At 65.9% G+C, this 14888-nt stretch carries 13 protein-coding genes; 5 read left to right on the forward strand and 8 right to left on the reverse strand.

From position 1 onward, the window contains the following. Nucleotides 1–3: 3 nt before the first annotated feature. Nucleotides 4–1278 carry a phosphoribosylamine--glycine ligase gene (gene purD, locus FY036_RS12475; RefSeq protein ID WP_148915066.1) on the reverse strand — a complete coding sequence of 425 codons (1275 nt, stop codon included), beginning with the start codon at nucleotides 1276–1278 and terminating at the stop codon, nucleotides 4–6. 121 nt (nucleotides 1279–1399) lie between these two features. Between purD and ubiA the strand changes: the two genes are divergently transcribed. Continuing rightward, nucleotides 1400–2383, forward strand: a complete 984-nt coding sequence (gene ubiA / locus FY036_RS12480) for a 4-hydroxybenzoate octaprenyltransferase (protein WP_148915067.1) — start codon at nucleotides 1400–1402, stop codon at nucleotides 2381–2383. Nucleotides 2384–2386: 3 nt separating this feature from the next. Here ubiA and FY036_RS12485 read toward each other — a convergent pair whose 3' ends face one another. The 3 genes from FY036_RS12485 to FY036_RS12495 all read right to left on the reverse strand — a co-directional run bounded on the left by FY036_RS12485 (nucleotide 2387) and on the right by FY036_RS12495 (nucleotide 5556). Then, nucleotides 2387–2950, reverse strand: coding sequence for a DUF6101 family protein (locus tag FY036_RS12485; protein WP_148915068.1), 564 nt, complete (start codon nucleotides 2948–2950; stop codon nucleotides 2387–2389). 200 nt (nucleotides 2951–3150) lie between these two features. Continuing rightward, nucleotides 3151–4578, reverse strand: a complete 1428-nt coding sequence (locus tag FY036_RS12490) for an FAD-binding oxidoreductase (RefSeq protein ID WP_148915069.1) — start codon at nucleotides 4576–4578, stop codon at nucleotides 3151–3153. A 9-nt stretch (nucleotides 4579–4587) separates the two neighbouring features. After that, on the reverse strand, nucleotides 4588–5556 hold the full coding sequence (locus FY036_RS12495) for an L-threonylcarbamoyladenylate synthase (RefSeq protein ID WP_235897653.1): 969 nt from the start codon (nucleotides 5554–5556) through the stop codon (nucleotides 4588–4590). Between the two features lie 145 nt (nucleotides 5557–5701). Between FY036_RS12495 and FY036_RS12500 the strand changes: the two genes are divergently transcribed. Beyond that, the gene (locus FY036_RS12500) at nucleotides 5702–6130 is read left to right on the forward strand and encodes a hypothetical protein (protein WP_235897654.1); all 429 of its coding nucleotides are present in this window, start codon (nucleotides 5702–5704) and stop codon (nucleotides 6128–6130) included. Here FY036_RS12500 and glyS read toward each other — a convergent pair. From glyS to FY036_RS12520, 4 genes are all read right to left on the reverse strand, one after another. Then, nucleotides 6127–8418 carry a glycine--tRNA ligase subunit beta gene (glyS, locus tag FY036_RS12505; RefSeq protein WP_148915071.1) on the reverse strand — a complete coding sequence of 764 codons (2292 nt, stop codon included), beginning with the start codon at nucleotides 8416–8418 and terminating at the stop codon, nucleotides 6127–6129. The two genes, FY036_RS12500 and glyS, sit on opposite strands and share 4 nt — an antisense overlap. A gap of 119 nt (nucleotides 8419–8537) precedes the next feature. Beyond that, nucleotides 8538–9473, reverse strand: coding sequence for a glycine--tRNA ligase subunit alpha (locus FY036_RS12510; protein WP_201744760.1), 936 nt, complete (start codon nucleotides 9471–9473; stop codon nucleotides 8538–8540). Between the two features lie 109 nt (nucleotides 9474–9582). Further along, the gene (locus tag FY036_RS12515) at nucleotides 9583–11616 is read right to left on the reverse strand and encodes a tetratricopeptide repeat protein (RefSeq protein WP_235897655.1); all 2034 of its coding nucleotides are present in this window, start codon (nucleotides 11614–11616) and stop codon (nucleotides 9583–9585) included. A gap of 146 nt (nucleotides 11617–11762) precedes the next feature. Further along, nucleotides 11763–12779: a polyprenyl synthetase family protein gene (locus FY036_RS12520; protein ID WP_148915266.1), complete on the reverse strand. Its 1017-nt coding sequence runs from the start codon at nucleotides 12777–12779 to the stop codon at nucleotides 11763–11765. A gap of 139 nt (nucleotides 12780–12918) precedes the next feature. Between FY036_RS12520 and FY036_RS12525 the strand changes: the two genes are divergently transcribed. The 3 genes from FY036_RS12525 to FY036_RS12535 all read left to right on the forward strand — a co-directional run bounded on the left by FY036_RS12525 (nucleotide 12919) and on the right by FY036_RS12535 (nucleotide 14880). Next, complete coding sequence (locus FY036_RS12525) at nucleotides 12919–13143, forward strand: putative signal transducing protein (RefSeq protein ID WP_148915074.1); 225 nt, start codon at nucleotides 12919–12921, stop codon at nucleotides 13141–13143. Beyond that, complete coding sequence (locus tag FY036_RS12530) at nucleotides 13140–13943, forward strand: tRNA1(Val) (adenine(37)-N6)-methyltransferase (RefSeq protein WP_235897656.1); 804 nt, start codon at nucleotides 13140–13142, stop codon at nucleotides 13941–13943. Before FY036_RS12525 ends, FY036_RS12530 begins: the two co-directional genes overlap by 4 nt. A gap of 79 nt (nucleotides 13944–14022) precedes the next feature. Then, entirely contained in the window at nucleotides 14023–14880 is an 858-nt protein-coding gene (locus tag FY036_RS12535; protein WP_148915075.1) for a S49 family peptidase, read from the forward strand. Nucleotides 14881–14888: the final 8 nt, after the last annotated feature.

The raw sequence follows: 14888 nt of genomic DNA on the forward strand, positions 1-14888 counted from the left end.
TGTTTACCGCTCGCGTTCGATGGCGCGCCAGCCGATGTCGCGCCGGCAGAAACCTTCCGGCCAGTCGATGCGGTCCAGCGCTTCGTAGGCGCGCTGCTGGGCCTGCGACACCGTACTGCCGAGCGCGGTGACGTTCAGCACACGGCCGCCGGCAGCGACCAGCCTGCCATCGGCGTCGCGCTTCGTACCGGCGTGGAAAATCCTGACATTGTCGCCCGTCCCTTCGTCAACGCCTTCTATGACGCTGCCCTTCTCCGGCGAAGCGGGGTAGCCCCGCGCGGCAAAGACCACCGTCAACGCCGCCTCGTCGCGCCAGCGCACCGACATGTGCGAAAGCTGGCCGTCGACAGCGGCGTTCATCAGCACGAGCAGATCGTCCTTCAGCCGCATCATCAGAACCTGGCACTCGGGGTCGCCGAAGCGGGTGTTGTATTCGATGAGCTTGGGGCCATCCGCCGTCATCATCAGCCCGACGAACAGCACGCCCTTGAACGGGTGGCCCATCTCGGCCATGCCCTTCATCGTCGGACGCACGATCTCGGCCATGACGCGTTCGACCAGATCGACGGTCAGGACGGGAGCAGGCGAATAGGCGCCCATGCCGCCAGTGTTGGGGCCGGTATCGCCCTCGCCTACCCGCTTGTGATCCTGCGCCGTACCGAAAGGCAGTGCGGTGGTCCCGTCGCAGATACAGAAGAAGCTCGCTTCCTCGCCCTCCAGAAACTCCTCCACCACCACCTCGGCACCGGCCGCGCCGAACGCGCCTTCGAAACAGGCGTCGATGGCCTCGAATGCCTCGTCCACGGTCATCGCCACCGTCACGCCCTTGCCGGCCGCGAGGCCATCGGCCTTCACGACGATGGGGGCGCCCACGCCGCGCACATAGGCCTTGGCCTTGGGCGCGTTGTTAAAGCGGCCATAGGCGGCCGTGGGGATGTCATAGCGGGCGCAGAAATCCTTGGTGAACCCTTTGGAGCCCTCCAGTTGCGCTGCTTGGGCCGAGGGGCCGAACACGCGGATGCCGGCCGCCGCGAGATCATCCGCCAGCCCTGCCACCAGCGGCGCTTCCGGCCCGACCACAACCAGATCGATCGCGTTTTCGCGCGCGAACGTCACCACTGCGGCGTGATCGGTAACGTCGAGGGCGACGCATTCGGCTTCTTCGGCAATGCCGGGATTGCCCGGTGCGGCGTAGAGCTTCGTCAGCAGCGCCGACGATGCGATCTTCCATGCCAGCGCATGTTCGCGCCCGCCCGAGCCGATCAGGAGTACGTTCATGGCGGCGATTCCCTGCTTGTCGTTGATCGCGCCTCCCGGTAGGTCGCCAAGGCCGTCAGGTCAAGCATGCGCGACACCGCATGCGCTTGACGCCTGCGCCCGCCCCTGTCACTCCACGGCGATGGAAAACATCCAGTCGAAAGACGTTCAGGGCCGCGTCGCCGACGCGCCTTCCGGCCACTGGGTCTACCGCATGCTGCCGCGCGGGCTCTGGCCCTATGCGCAGCTTGCGCGTTGGGACCGGCCGATCGGTTGGTGGCTTCTGATGTGGCCGTGCTGGTGGTCCGCCGCCATGGCCGCTGCCGCACACGCCCAGCCGGGCGCCGCGCTGGGCGACGTTCTGCCCTCACCGTGGCATCTGCTTCTGTTCATGGCGGGCGCGATCGCGATGCGGGGCGCCGGCTGCACCTACAACGACATCGTGGACAAGGACATAGACGAGCAGGTCGCACGCACCCGCTCGCGCCCGCTTCCGGCCGGCAAGGTCACGCGCAGGCAGGCCTGGGTCTTCCTTCTGCTCCAATGCCTCGTCGGGCTTGCTGTACTGCTGCAGTTCAACTGGTTCGCGGTTGCCGTCGGCATCGCTTCGCTGGCGACCGTCGCGATCTACCCGTTCATGAAGCGCTTTACCGACTGGCCGCAGCTGTTTCTCGGTCTGGCGTTTTCGTGGGGTGCGCTGATGGGCTGGGCGACGCATTTCGGCTCGCTCGAACTCGCGCCGCTGCTGCTCTATTTCGGCTCGATCCTGTGGGTGATCGGCTATGACACGCTCTACGCGCATCAGGACAAGGAGGACGATGCTCTGGTGGGTGTGCGTTCGACGGCGCGGCTGTTCGGCGACAGGACGAAGCAGTGGTTGATCGCAATCTATGGAGGCGCGCTGCTGTTTTTCGTCGTCGCCTTCGCCAATGCCGCCGTGCCGATGCCGGCGCTGGCGGGGCTGGTTGCGGCGGGCGCGCATATGGCGCGGCAGATCCGGGTCCTCGATATCGACGACCCGGACCAGTGTCTTCAACTGTTCAAATCCAACAGCGTCGTCGGCTGGCTGATCTTTCTCGGCCTGCTCGGCGGCGGTGTCTGGGCAGTGGTGAGCCCGAATTTCTGACGCTCAGCGACGGGCGATGATCTCCTCGCCGTCGACCACCAGCCGCAGGCCGAGATTGCCGGTGCGGCGGCGGGCGAGGAACCGCGGGCGGCGCTGGTTGGAAACGCGGCCCTTGCGACGCTCAACCGTCGGCCCTTTCTTGACCAGCCCGAGCGACTCTTCAAGCGTGCGGGCAACGCCGTCGGCCTCGATCAGCAACATGGGAAGATTGTAGGCATCCGACCAGGCGCGCCAGTCGGCGGCCACGTCGTCCAGATTGTGGGCGACCAGCAGCGGCACCGACAGCATCGGGTCGGCATGGAGCAGTTCCAGCGTCACGGTGACGTTGCCTTCGCCGTCCTCCATCGCACGCGCGGCAACGCCGCGGAACGCGCGCGCCGGCAGCACGATGGACACAGGCAGGCGGCTGTGCTCGAGAACCCTGCGCAGGCTGACGCCGCGATGGTCGATGGTGAACGTCACGTCGCCGAGATCGTCACGGGCCGCGTAGCTTACCGCCTGCGGCAGCCGGAACGGGTCGAGCCGCATATCGCAGCCGGCCCAAACGGGTTTGAGCTGGGTGTTCATTGGTTGCGCCTTCCTGTCTCTCCTGAGAGCCGGTGTTCCGGTCTCCCGCGGACGGGTTATCCCGTCTCGTTATGGGTGTGAGAGTAGGCGCCGGTCCCTTCCGGGCGGCTTAATAAGCAGGGTTAAGGCTTTGTGGCCTGCGGTGATGGTTATCGCTTTGCAACCGGGTGCAACGGCTCGTAAACCGGCGTCAAGAAAAGCTAAATGACCTTGCCCGGGTTCATGATGCCGGCGGGGTCGAACGCATGCTTGACCCGTCGCATCAGGTCTATCGCGACGGGCGGCGCGGTTGCGATCAGCTCGTCGCGCTTCATGCGGCCGATGCCGTGCTCGGCCGAGATCGAGCCGCCGAAGGCGCGCACCACCTCGTGCACGGCATCGTTGATCTCGCGGTAGAGGGCGAGGAACGCCGCCGGGTCCCCGCCCTGCGGCTGCGAGATGTTGTAGTGCAAATTGCCGTCGCCCATGTGCCCGAAGCACACCAGCCGCGCCGCCGGCTCGCGCTTCAGCACCGCCTGCCACGCGCGATCTATGAACTCCGGGATAGCCGCTACCGGCACGGACACGTCGTGCTTGATCGACGCGCCTTCGGGCCGCTGCGCATCGGACATCGATTCGCGCAGCTTCCAGAACGCATCAGCCTGCGCGAGACTGGCCGCGATCGCGGCATCCGTCACGAGGCCGGCTTCGAAGCCGGCGGTGAGGATTTCCTCCATCAGGCCGCGGGCGTCTTCCGCCGAGCGGCCCGAGGAAATCTCGACCAGAACATACCACGGATGCCCGCCGCCGAGCGGGGCGACTGCGCCGGGAATGTGCCTCAGAACGAAGGCGAGGGAGGAGTCGATCATCAGCTCGAACGCGGTGAGGCTGGCGCCCGCCCTCTCCGAGGCGAGGCCGAACAGGCCAAGCGCATCGGCCGGCGTGTCGACGCCCACCCATGCGACCTCGCGGCCCTTGGGCCGAGGAAACAGCTTCAGGACAGCCGCGGTAATCACCCCCAGAGTGCCTTCCGCCCCGACGAAAAGGTTCTTGAGGTCGTAGCCGGTGTTGTCCTTCTTGAGCTTGCGCAGATCGTCGAAAATTTCGCCTGTCGGCAGCACGACCTCGACGCCAAGGCAGAGCTCGCGCGCGTTGCCGTAGGCCAGCACGCCTGTGCCACCCGCGTTGGACGACAGGTTGCCGCCGATCTGGGCGGTGCCCTGCGAGCCGAGCGAGAGCGGAAACAGCCGGTCGCCGTCGTCGGCCGCGTCGCGCAGCGTCTGAAGCACGACGCCGGCCTCCGCCGTGACGGTGTTCGAGGCGAGGTCGATCTCGCGGATGCGGTTGAGCCGCGACAGGGAGAGCACGATCTCGCGGCCGCTGGCGTCGGGCATCTGGCCGCCTACGAGACCGGTGTTTCCGCCCTGTGGCACGACCGGCGTGCCGGTGGAGGTGGCCAGCCGCAAGATCGCGCTCACCTCGTCCACGCTGCCCGGCCGCAGCACCAGTGCGCTCGCGCCGGGCCAAAGCCCGCGCCGCTCGCTGACATAGGGGGCGATTTCGTCGGCCGCGCGCAGGGCGTGCGCGTCGCCGACGATCCGGGCGAAACGGTCAAGCAGCGCGGCGTCGGGAAAGGCTGGGAGGGTCATCGCGCGGGACTAGGCTGTCGCCTGCTCGCGGGGGGCAGCGGCGCGGCGAAGCCGGTCGTTGATCGCCTCGCAAAGCCCGTCATGGGGTATCGGCTCCACCGCGATCGTCGCCGCGCCGGACCCGTCGAGCGCCTTGAGGTGGCTGTAAAGATTAGCTGCCGCCTCGCGCATGTGCCCCCTCTCCGAGAGGTTGAGAACTGCGACGGCCCTTTCGGCGCCCTCGATACGCTTCGGCCCGTAGGCCAGCAGCGCCTCGCCTTCGCGCACCTCCGTCGCGTCGAGACGCACGCCCGCGTCAGGCGCGTAGTGGGAGGCCAGCATGCCCGGCGCCTCGATGCCGGCAGTGCTACCGCGCACCACCTCAACGCCCAGCGCGTTCCTGATCTCGCCCGCCGTCACCCCGCCCGGCCGCAGCATGTGCGCAGCGCCGCCGGCGATCTTGATGATGGTGGATTCGACGCCGACATGGGTTCTGCCGCCATCGGCGATCAGCTCGATCCTGTCACCGAGATCGTCTTCCACGGCCTGTGCCGTGGTGGCGGTTATCCGGCCGGACGAATTGGCCGAGGGCGCGGCGAGCGGTTTCCCGAGTTCGTCTATCAGCTCGCGGGCGAAATCGCGCGGCATGCGGATGGCGACGGTGTCGAGACCAGCCGTGACCAGCGGATGGATGCCGTGCCCCTCGCGCAGCGGCAGCACCAGCGTCAGCGGCCCCGGCCAGAAGCCATGGGCGAGCGCCAGCGACGCGGCGTCGAAGACGGCGATCTTCTGCGCCATGTCCATATCGGACACGTGCACGATGAGTGGATTGAAGCGCGGCCTGCCCTTCACCTCGAAGATGCGCGCCACCGCCTCGCCATTGGTCGCATCGGCGGCGAGGCCGTAGACGGTCTCGGTCGGGAGCGCCACGACATCGCCCGCCTCGAGAAGGTCGAGGGCGGGACCGAAAGCTTCTTCCAACGGCAGAATGCGGGCCAAGACGTCTTCCACACGGTTTTCATATAACGAGCCGATTGCGTAGCCTTCCAGACGACCGACGACAAGAGCCGGCCGGCATCTAATCCTACGCGCTTGCCTCGGCAGGGCCTTGCGGCTAACGATCGGCAAGCCTGGGGAGCGTGCCGTGATAGAGCTGACCGTCAACTTCGTCCTGAAATTCCTGCACATATTCGGCCTGATGCTGGGTGCGGCCGCCGGCTTCGGCGTGATGGCCGTCTCGCGCCGCGCGGGGATTGCGGGCGCGCCGTCGCCGGACCTCGCGGCGCTGCGGCCGGTCTTCTCGAAGATGGGGCTGGCGGGCATCCTGCTCATCTGGCTGAGCGGCATCGGCCTCTGGCTTTTCCGCTACGACCTCGCCGACCTGGGCGCGGCGTACACCGCCAAGCTGATCGTGGCGCTGGTGTTGCTGGGCGTCATCCTCGCCATCGGCCGTGTCGCCGGGCGCGCCGCGAAAGCCGGCACGCCGCCGCCCGCATGGCTGCCCAGCCTCGGCATGACGACGCCCATCCTGACGCTGATCGCGATGGCGCTGGGCGTGTGGGTGTTTATCTAGCCCGCGATCTTCGAGAAGTCGGCGACCTGTCCGGTGGCGCTGCGGATGCGCGAAAGCAGCGCCAGACGGTTTGCCCGCACGGCCGCATCCTCATCGTTCACGAGAACCTGTTCAAAGAATGAATCAACTGGTTCACGCAACGCGCTAAGTGCAAGCATAGCGGCGGAAAAGTCTTGTTTCTGAATCGCTTCGGCTGCGTTCTTCTCAGCCAGATTCACCGCTTCGAACAGCTTTTCCTCGCTGCTCTCACGGAAGAGCGCGGGATCGACCGCATCCGCGATGGCCGTGCCCTTCTTCTCTTCGGCTGCAAGAATGTTGGCCGCACGCTTGGTGCCGGCCAGCAGGTTCCTGCCGTCCTCGGTGTCGAGGAAGATGCCGAGCGCCGCCACGCGCGAGGTGACGAGAAGCAGGTCGTCGGCCTCCGGCGAGATGACGGCGTCGATGAGATCGTGCCGCGCGCCCTTGTCGCGGAGGTAGACTTTCAGGCGGTCGTGAAAGAACGAGAGGAGGTCGAGCACGTAGTCTCGATACATGCTCTCTCCGATCCAGACTATTTTATAGCTGCCGGTTTGAGCTGCAGTAGCAACAGTGTCAGCGCCCACGGTACCCAATTGCGCCAGTTCGCTGGCGAGCTCGCGCTGCCTTTCGAGAGACTTCCCCATCCCATCAAACAGGAGAATTTGCCCCAGCGCCTCGCAGAGCTTTAACAGGCCTAATCGCACACCATTCTCCACCACGATGCGGATCACACCCAGCGCCGCCCTTCTGAGCGCATACGGGTCTTTCGAGCCGGTGGGCTTTTCGTCGATGGCCCAGAAGCCGACCAGCGTGTCGAGCTTGTCGGCGAGCGCCACGGCTATCGAAACCGGATCGGTCGGTACGACATCCGACGGACCCTGCGGGCGGTAGTGTTCTTCCAGCGCAGCGGCGACCGATGGCTGCTCGCCTTGCAGCAGCGCGTATTTGCGGCCCATCGCACCCTGCAGTTCGGGGAACTCGCCGACCACCTCGGTCTGAAGGTCGGCCTTGGCCAGCACGGCGGCGCGGTCCGCAAGATCGGGCTCGGCGCCGACCAGCGGTGCGATCTCGCGCGCCAGAGCGCGGATGCGCTGGACGCGCTCGCCCTGCGTGCCCAGCTTTGCATGGAAAGTGACGCCCAAATGGTCGAGCCGCGCCATGCGCTGGTCGAGCGGCTTGTTCAGGTCGAGCCCGAATTTTTCAGCCGAGTCGGACAACGCGGCAAGATCCGGCAGGTTGGCCTGGTCGGTCTTCCAGAAATGCACCGCGTCCGACAGGCGCGCGCGCACGACCTTGCCGTTGCCGTAGGCGATTTCCCTGCCGCCGTCCTTAGCCTCGATGTTGGAGGTGAGAATGAAGCGGTTGGAGAGCTTCTCGTCCTCACCGCGCGGTCGGGTGACGAAGCACTTCTGGTTGGCGCGGATGGTGAGCCGGATGACCTCGGGCGGGATGTCGAGGAAGGCTTCCTCGAACTCGCCCATCAGCACAACCGGCCATTCGACCAAGCCGGACACCTCGTCCAGCAGGCCCTCGTCCTCGACCAGCTCGAGGCCTGCGGCGAAAGCGAGGTTCTTGGCGTCGTCCAGAATGATGCGCTTGCGGCGCTCGGCGTCGAGCACGACCTTCGCGGCCTCCAGCCTGGAGACGTAGTCGTCGAAGCGGCGAACGACGATCTCGCCCGGCGCGTGGAAGCGATGGCCATAGGTGACGTTGCCGGACCGGATGCCGTCGACCTCGAAATCGACCACAACCGGCTCCTCGGTCTCCGGACCGAAGGTGCACAGGATGGATTGCAGCGGGCGCACCCAGCGCAGCGAGCCGGGTTCTGCGGAGGCAGCGCCCCAGCGCATCGATTTCGGCCACGCAAAACTGCGAATGACGGCGGCGATCAGCCCGGCGATGATCTCGTCGGCCGCACGCCCCGGCCGCGAGATATGCGCGACGTAGAAATCGCCCTTCTTCGGGTCGGTGTGGACATGAGCTTCCGAAACCGACGACAGCCCGGCCTTGCGCAGGAAGCCCTGTACCGCCTGTTCCGGCGCGCTGGTGGACGGCCCCTTTATCTCCTCGTGCACGTCCTTGGAGCGTGCGGTGAGGCCGCGAATGTCCAGCGTCAGCCGGCGCGGCGTCCAGTATTCGGTCGCGGCCTCGTAGGTCAGCCCGGCATCAACCAGCCCGTCGGTGACCATCTTCTTCAGGTCGCCCGCAGCCTTGCGCTGCATGCGGGCCGGAATCTCTTCGCTGCGAAGTTCAAGCAGAAGATCAGGCATTGGTGTGCTCCATCCCGCATGCCTTCTTTAGTTTGCGCGTCCTCGCGGCATAGCCGCTGCGGGCACGCGGGCGGGCGGGAATCTCTTCGCTGCGAAGTTCAAGCAGAAGATCAGGCATCTCAGGCAGCCTTCGTGTCGAATGCGAAGCCGCCGGCTTCCGTAAGCAGGAACGCCTCGCCGCACGCCTTGGCGAGGTTGCGAACGCGCAGGATGTAGCTCTGGCGCTCCGTGACCGAGATCACGCCGCGCGCGTCGAGCAGGTTGAACGCGTGAGAGGCCTTGATGCACTGGTCATAGGCGGGAAAGACCATCCTGTGCATCGCAGCGTTGTCACCGTCCTGCGGCGCACCGGCGGCCAACAGCGCCTTGCACTCGCGCTCGGCATCCTCGAAATGCCGGAACAGGATCGACGTGTCGGCGTGCTCGAAATTGTGCCGCGAATATTCCTGCTCGGCCTGAAGGAAGACGTCGCCATAGGTGACCTTCCCGGCCCCCTCGCGGCCGTTGAAATTGAGGTCGTAGACGTTGTCGACGCCCTGCACATACATGGCGAGGCGCTCAAGACCATAGGTCAGCTCGCCGGCGACCGGCGCGCATTCGATGCCGCAGACCTGCTGGAAATAGGTGAACTGCGACACCTCCATGCCGTCACACCAGCACTCCCAGCCCAGGCCCCAGGCACCCAGCGTCGGGCTTTCCCAGTCATCCTCGACGAAGCGGATGTCGTGCAGTAGCGGGTCGATGCCGATCGCGTCCAGCGAGCCCAGATAAAGCTCCTGCAGGTTCGACGGGTTCGGCTTCAGGATCACCTGATACTGGTAGTAGTGCTGGAGCCGGTTGGGGTTCTCGCCGTAGCGACCATCCTTGGGCCGGCGCGACGGCTGGACGTAGGCGGCGTTCCACGGCCGGGGCCCGAGCGCGCGCAGCGTTGTGGCCGGATGGAACGTACCCGCTCCCACTTCCATGTCGTAGGGTTGCAGAACGACGCAACCGTACTCCGCCCAATAGTTATGGAGCGTGAGGATCAGCCCCTGAAACGAGCGGCGGGGGTTCATATGGTCGGGTAGCTGGGCGGTCACTTGGTGCACTCGCGGCCTGTGGCGGGACGTGGCACGTCCTAGTGCGGCGGCACGGTAGCGTCAAGGAAGAGCGCCCGGACGGGCGCTAATTCGCAGGCGGCAGGTTGAGACGGTAGCCCGGAACGATGCGGCCGGGGTCGCCGCGCAGGTCGGGGTTGAGGTCGAGCAATTCGGGATAGCGGTTGCCGTCGCCCAACACCTCGGTAGCGATCGACCAGAGCGACTGGCCGGGCTGCACCAGATGCGTCGCCGGCTGCGCTGGCTGCCCGGCAGATACCGTCTCCACCTCGGGCGCCGGCGATGCGCGGCCGGCCGGATCGTCCGGCATGGGCACCATGCCCGCCTGCAGCGTCTCCTGCTCGGCTTCCGGCTCCTCGGCCTCGGCCCGCTGCTCGACGGGCGGCATGCCTTCGGCCAGCTTGCGCTCGGCATCTTCCTTGACGTCGTCGTCGGGCTCCAGCGCCAGCGCGTGACGCCACTGGAAGGTCGCTTCCAGCTTGCGGCCGACGCGCCAGTAGGCGTCGCCCAGATGGTCGTTGAGGATCGGGTCGGCCGGCATCAGGCCGACGGCGCGTTCAAGCTCGCGCACCGCGTCCTCGAAGCGTCCCAGCCGGTAGAACGCCCAGCCAAGCGAATCGACGATATAGCCGTCGCTGGGGCGCAGGTTCACCGCGCGCTGGATCATGTCCAGACCTTCTTCGAGGTTCCGGTTCATGTCGACCCAGGAGTAGCCGAGATAGTTGAGCACCTGCGGCTGGTCGGGGAAGAGTTCGAGCGCCTTGTGGAAGTTGGGTTCGGCCTTGTCCCACTCCTTCAGCCGCTCATAGGCGATGCCGCGCTGGTAGAAGATGTTCCACTCGGCCCGCGTCGGCTCGCCCATGCGGGCCACAGCTCTCTCGTAGAGGTCGGCCGCGGCGCGGAAATTCTCCTGCCGCGCATAGACGCCGCCAAGCGCTAGATAGGCGCGCATGTCGTCTTCGTCTTCGGCCAGGGCGATCTGCAAATGCTCGATCGCCTCGCCATAGCGTTCGAGGTCGGCGAGGTTCAGGCCGAGCTGCAATTCGGCGATGTGCTTCATGGGGGAAGCATCGGGAACCTTGGCGTAGTGGGAAATGGCGATCTCCGCCTGTCCCTGCTGCTCGGCGACACCGGCGAGCTGGACCAGTATGGCATCGCTGTCGGGGCGCAGCGTCACTGCGTATTGCAGGTAAAGCCGCACGAAGGATTCGCCGCCGCTGCGGTTCAGGGCCGTGGCGAGGTTGAGCAGCGCTTCGGCAGCGCCGGCGGCCGCATCGGGCACCAGCGGCGCCACGTCGGCGCCCGCGTCCATCTGTTCGCGCAGCGCTTCCAGCGTCACGCGGCCGGAGGCGAACTCGTCGGCCTGATCCAGCACCTCAAGCGCGGCTTCGTCTTCGCCCTGTCGCGACAGGAAGCCGGCATAGGCCTCCAGAGCGCGCAGATAGGCCTCGGGAGCGGCACCGCCGCCCGACACGTTGGTAGCGGTTGCCTCGTAGGCCTCGCGCGCCGCTTGCTCGTTGCCGGCCTGCTCAGCGATGAGTGCGCGGTGATAACCGACGAACAGGTCGTACCAGTCAGGCCCGGAGAGATTGTCGATAAAGGCGAGCGCACCCTCGCCGTCGCCCGCGCCGAGCTTGGTCCATGCGATCATCAGCCCGGTGATGAGCCGGTCGAGGTCGGATTCGAGCGACAGCTTGAGCCACTCTTCGGCTTCCTCGAAGCGACCGTTGCGGATCGAATCGATCGCCAGCGCCACGCGCGAGAACCGCTCGACCTCCGGGGCGTCCTTGAGCTTCTCGGCGTAGGGCAGCGCCGCGTCGAAATCGCCCTTCGAGACCAGTCCCAGAAGCAGGCTCTGCTGGAGCGTCTGGTTGTCGGGATCGAAGGCGGTGGCGCGGCGATAATAGGCGATGGCCGCGTCGAGATCGTTGTCGGTCTCGGCTATACGCGCCGCCAGATAGGCGCCCGAAAGCGAATTGACGCGTACCGTGTCGGGCTGGGTTGTCGTATTAGGCTGGCTGGCCAATGCAGGCCCATGTCCAAGCGCGATGCAGGTGGCCACCCCGGCAGCCACGATCCAGCGTCGATTCTTCAGCCGCATTGCTTCCCTTCCTTCGGTCCGGCGCATCAGGCAAACCGGACTGACGAGACCTTGAAGGCGTAAAGCATGGCCTTTTTGCGGTCGGGGTTCAATCCGCCTCGCTTCACGAAGCGGTCAATACCCGTAACGCTTTGGCCGTAGCCCGATCAGTTGACGCGGCTGATGCAGAAGTCGATGACGTCCAGCATCGCCTGCTTCTGCGGGGTCTGCGGCAGGGGCGCAAGCGCATCGCGGGCTATCTCGCCGAAATGGCGTGCGCGTCCGATGGTATCGCCGATCGCGCCATGCTTGGCCATCAGCTTCTTGGCACGCTCCAGCGAATCATCGTCGGTCTGGTCGTTTTCGATCGCCGACTTCCAGAACTCGCGTTCTTCGGCCGTACCGCGGCGATAGCTGAGAATCACCGGCAGCGTTACCTTGCCCTCTCGGAAGTCGTCGCCGACGTTCTTGCCGAGATCCTCTGCGTTGCCGCCATAATCGAGCGCATCGTCGATGAGCTGGAAGGCGAGGCCGAGATTGGTGCCATAGGAACGAAGTGCTGCGCGGTCCGTCCTGGATGCGCCGGCCACGATGGGGCCTACTTCGGCGGCGGCGGAAAACAGCGCGGCGGTCTTGGCCTTGATGACGGCGAGATAGTCGTCCTCGGTGGTCTCGAGATTCTTGGCGACGCCGAGCTGCATCACCTCGCCTTCGGCAATCACCGACGCGGCCGCAGACAGGATGTCGAGCGCCTCCAGCGAGCCGACATCGACCATCATGCGGAAGGCCTGGCCGAGCAGGAAATCGCCCACAAGGACGCTTGCCTGGTTGCCCCAGATCATGCGGGCCGTGCGCTTGCCGCGCCGCAGGTCGCTCTCGTCCACCACGTCGTCGTGCAGCAGCGTGGCAGTGTGCATGAACTCCACGCTGGTGGCCAGCTTCACGTGGCCGTCGCCCTTGTAGCCGAACATCTGCGCGGCGGCCAAGGTGAGCATCGGCCGGAGCCGCTTGCCGCCCGACGAGATGAGGTGATTGGCAACCTCGGGGATCATCTCCACGTCGGAGCCGGCCCTTGAAAGGATCAGCTCGTTCACGCGGCCCATGTCGGCGCGCGTCAGCGCAATCATCGCCTCGATGGAAGCGTTCTCCCGCTTGCCGCCCTCGATATTGACTACGACACCCACCACATGGAACTCCTTGCGCGCGGTTGGCCCACCGCCATCTTTCGCGCGGGACTGTAGGCAGGCGCGCCATGCGCGGCAAGTGGCGAATTGGCGCGGCGGGCCGTTTACATTTGCGTTCCAACCTGAAAGCCTCGCCTCCATGATAGAACTGATGCGCACGAACGATCCCGTCCTGATTTCCTTCGTGGAGGCGCTGCTGCGCGACGCGGGCGTCGGCTATTTCGTAGCCGACCAGAACATGAGCGTGATCGAAGGGTCCATCGGCATCCTGCCTCGCCGCGTGATGGTTTCGCAGGACGAACTGGAAGAGGCGCGCAGGCTGCTGGCGGATGCCGGCATCGCCGACGAGATGAAGGAAAAATGATCGCGCCTGTGGAGACGGCCGACATGCCGGCCAGTCAGATGGAGACGCTCGACGCGTTCCATCGCGGCGACTTCTTTCTGGTGCAGCCCCGCAAGGGACATCGGGCCGGGATGGACGCCATGATGCTGGCGGCTGCGGTGCCCTCCGGCTTTTCCGGCCGTCTTGCCGATCTGGGCGCAGGTGCCGGCGCGGCGGGTCTGGCGGTCGCAGCGCGCTGCGAGAACGCAAATGTCGTGCTGATCGAGCGGTCGGAGGAAATGGCCGATTTCGCGCGACGTTCGATTGCGCATGAAGCCAATGGCCGCATCGCGGGCCGCGCCGAAATTCTCGTTGCCGACGTCACGCTGACCGGCCGAGCGCGCCAGCAGGCCGGGCTTGCCGACCGGATGTTCGATTTTGCCATCATGAACCCGCCCTTCAACGCGGGAGCGGATCGGGCCTCCCCCGATGCGCTTCGCCGCTCGGCACACGTGATGGAAGACGACGCGTTGTTCGAGCGCTGGCTGCGCACTGCCTCAGCCATCCTGCGCCCGCGCGGCGGGCTTGCGCTGATCGCGCGGCCGCAGTCGCTTCCCGTCATACTTGCGGCGATGGAAGGCCGGTTCGGCGGTGCATGCATCAAGCCGATCCACCCGCGCCCGGACGAGGCCGCAATCCGCATCGTCGTGCGCGCCACACGCGGCTCGCGCGCGGGCCTCTCGCTCATGCCTGCGCTCTCCATCCACGAAGCGGACGGCGAGCGCTTCTCGGCGCAGACCGACGCCATCACCAACGGACGCGCGACGCTTTTCGGCGATTGAAGACCCAAAGTCGGCGCCCCGATATTGCGCACGCCGCGCAAAACCCTACATCCGTTGGGATTTCCAGGAGAAATATCTGTTGAGACGACTTTTCAGCCGCCTTCTTCCCGCCTCGATGCGTTCGAAAGTAACGACCATTCCCGTGATCCGCCTGCATGGCGCCATCATGACGGGCGGTAATCAGTTCAGGCCCAGCCTCTCGCTTGCCACCACGGCCGGGCTTATCGAGAAGGCGTTCTCGATCAAGGATGCGCCTGCCGTCGCGATATCGATCAACTCGCCGGGCGGATCTCCGGTCCAGTCGCGCCTGATCTTTCGGCGCATCCGCGATCTGGCCGAAGAGAAGAACAAGCGTGTCATCGTCTTCGTCGAGGATATCGCCGCGTCCGGCGGCTACATGATCGCGGTAGCTGGCGACGAGATCATCGCCGATCCATCGTCGATCGTCGGCTCCATCGGCGTTGTGTCGGCCTCCTTCGGCTTCCAGGACCTCATCAAGAAGATCGGGGTCGAGCGCCGCGTGCATACGGCCGGGCAGAACAAATCCATCCTCGATCCCTTTCGCCCGGAAAAGAAGGAAGACGTCGAGCGGCTGAAGACGCTGCAGCTCGAAATCCATGACACCTTCATCAATCTGGTGAAGGAGCGTCGCGGCCCGAAGCTTGCGAATGACCCCGACCTTTTCACCGGCATGTTCTGGACGGGCGTGAAAGGCGTCGAACTCGGGCTGGTGGACGGCCTCGGCGACATGCGCTCGTTCCTCAAGCAGCGCTATGGCGAAAAGACGCGGTTGCAGCTCATCACCATGCCGCGCGGGCTCTTTGGGCGAAAGCTCGGCGTGTCGTCATCCCATTCGTCGCAGATCGCTGCCTCTGCGGCCGACGGGCTGATCGACGCCGCGGAGGAACGCGCACTGTGGAGCCGCTTCGGCCTTTGACGGCTGGC

It is taken from the genome of Neoaquamicrobium microcysteis, from assembly GCF_008180155.1.
GTDB classification, from domain to species: Bacteria; Pseudomonadota; Alphaproteobacteria; order Rhizobiales; family Rhizobiaceae; genus Aerobium; species Aerobium microcysteis.

What these genes read in the sequence shown, in the direction of transcription:
- purD (WP_148915066.1), bottom strand. Translation starts at nt 1,278, where the DNA reads ATGAACGTACTCCTGATCGGCTCGGGCGGGCGCGAACATGCGCTGGCA.
- ubiA (WP_148915067.1), top strand. Translation starts at nt 1,400, where the DNA reads ATGGAAAACATCCAGTCGAAAGACGTTCAGGGCCGCGTCGCCGACGCG.
- FY036_RS12485 (WP_148915068.1), bottom strand. Translation starts at nt 2,950, where the DNA reads ATGAACACCCAGCTCAAACCCGTTTGGGCCGGCTGCGATATGCGGCTC.
- FY036_RS12490 (WP_148915069.1), bottom strand. Translation starts at nt 4,578, where the DNA reads ATGACCCTCCCAGCCTTTCCCGACGCCGCGCTGCTTGACCGTTTCGCC.
- glyS (WP_148915071.1), bottom strand. Translation starts at nt 8,418, where the DNA reads ATGCCTGATCTTCTGCTTGAACTTCGCAGCGAAGAGATTCCGGCCCGC.
- FY036_RS12510 (WP_201744760.1), bottom strand. Translation starts at nt 9,473, where the DNA reads ATGAACCCCCGCCGCTCGTTTCAGGGGCTGATCCTCACGCTCCATAAC.
- FY036_RS12515 (WP_235897655.1), bottom strand. Translation starts at nt 11,616, where the DNA reads ATGCGGCTGAAGAATCGACGCTGGATCGTGGCTGCCGGGGTGGCCACC.
- FY036_RS12525 (WP_148915074.1), top strand. Translation starts at nt 12,919, where the DNA reads ATGATAGAACTGATGCGCACGAACGATCCCGTCCTGATTTCCTTCGTG.
- FY036_RS12530 (WP_235897656.1), top strand. Translation starts at nt 13,140, where the DNA reads ATGATCGCGCCTGTGGAGACGGCCGACATGCCGGCCAGTCAGATGGAG.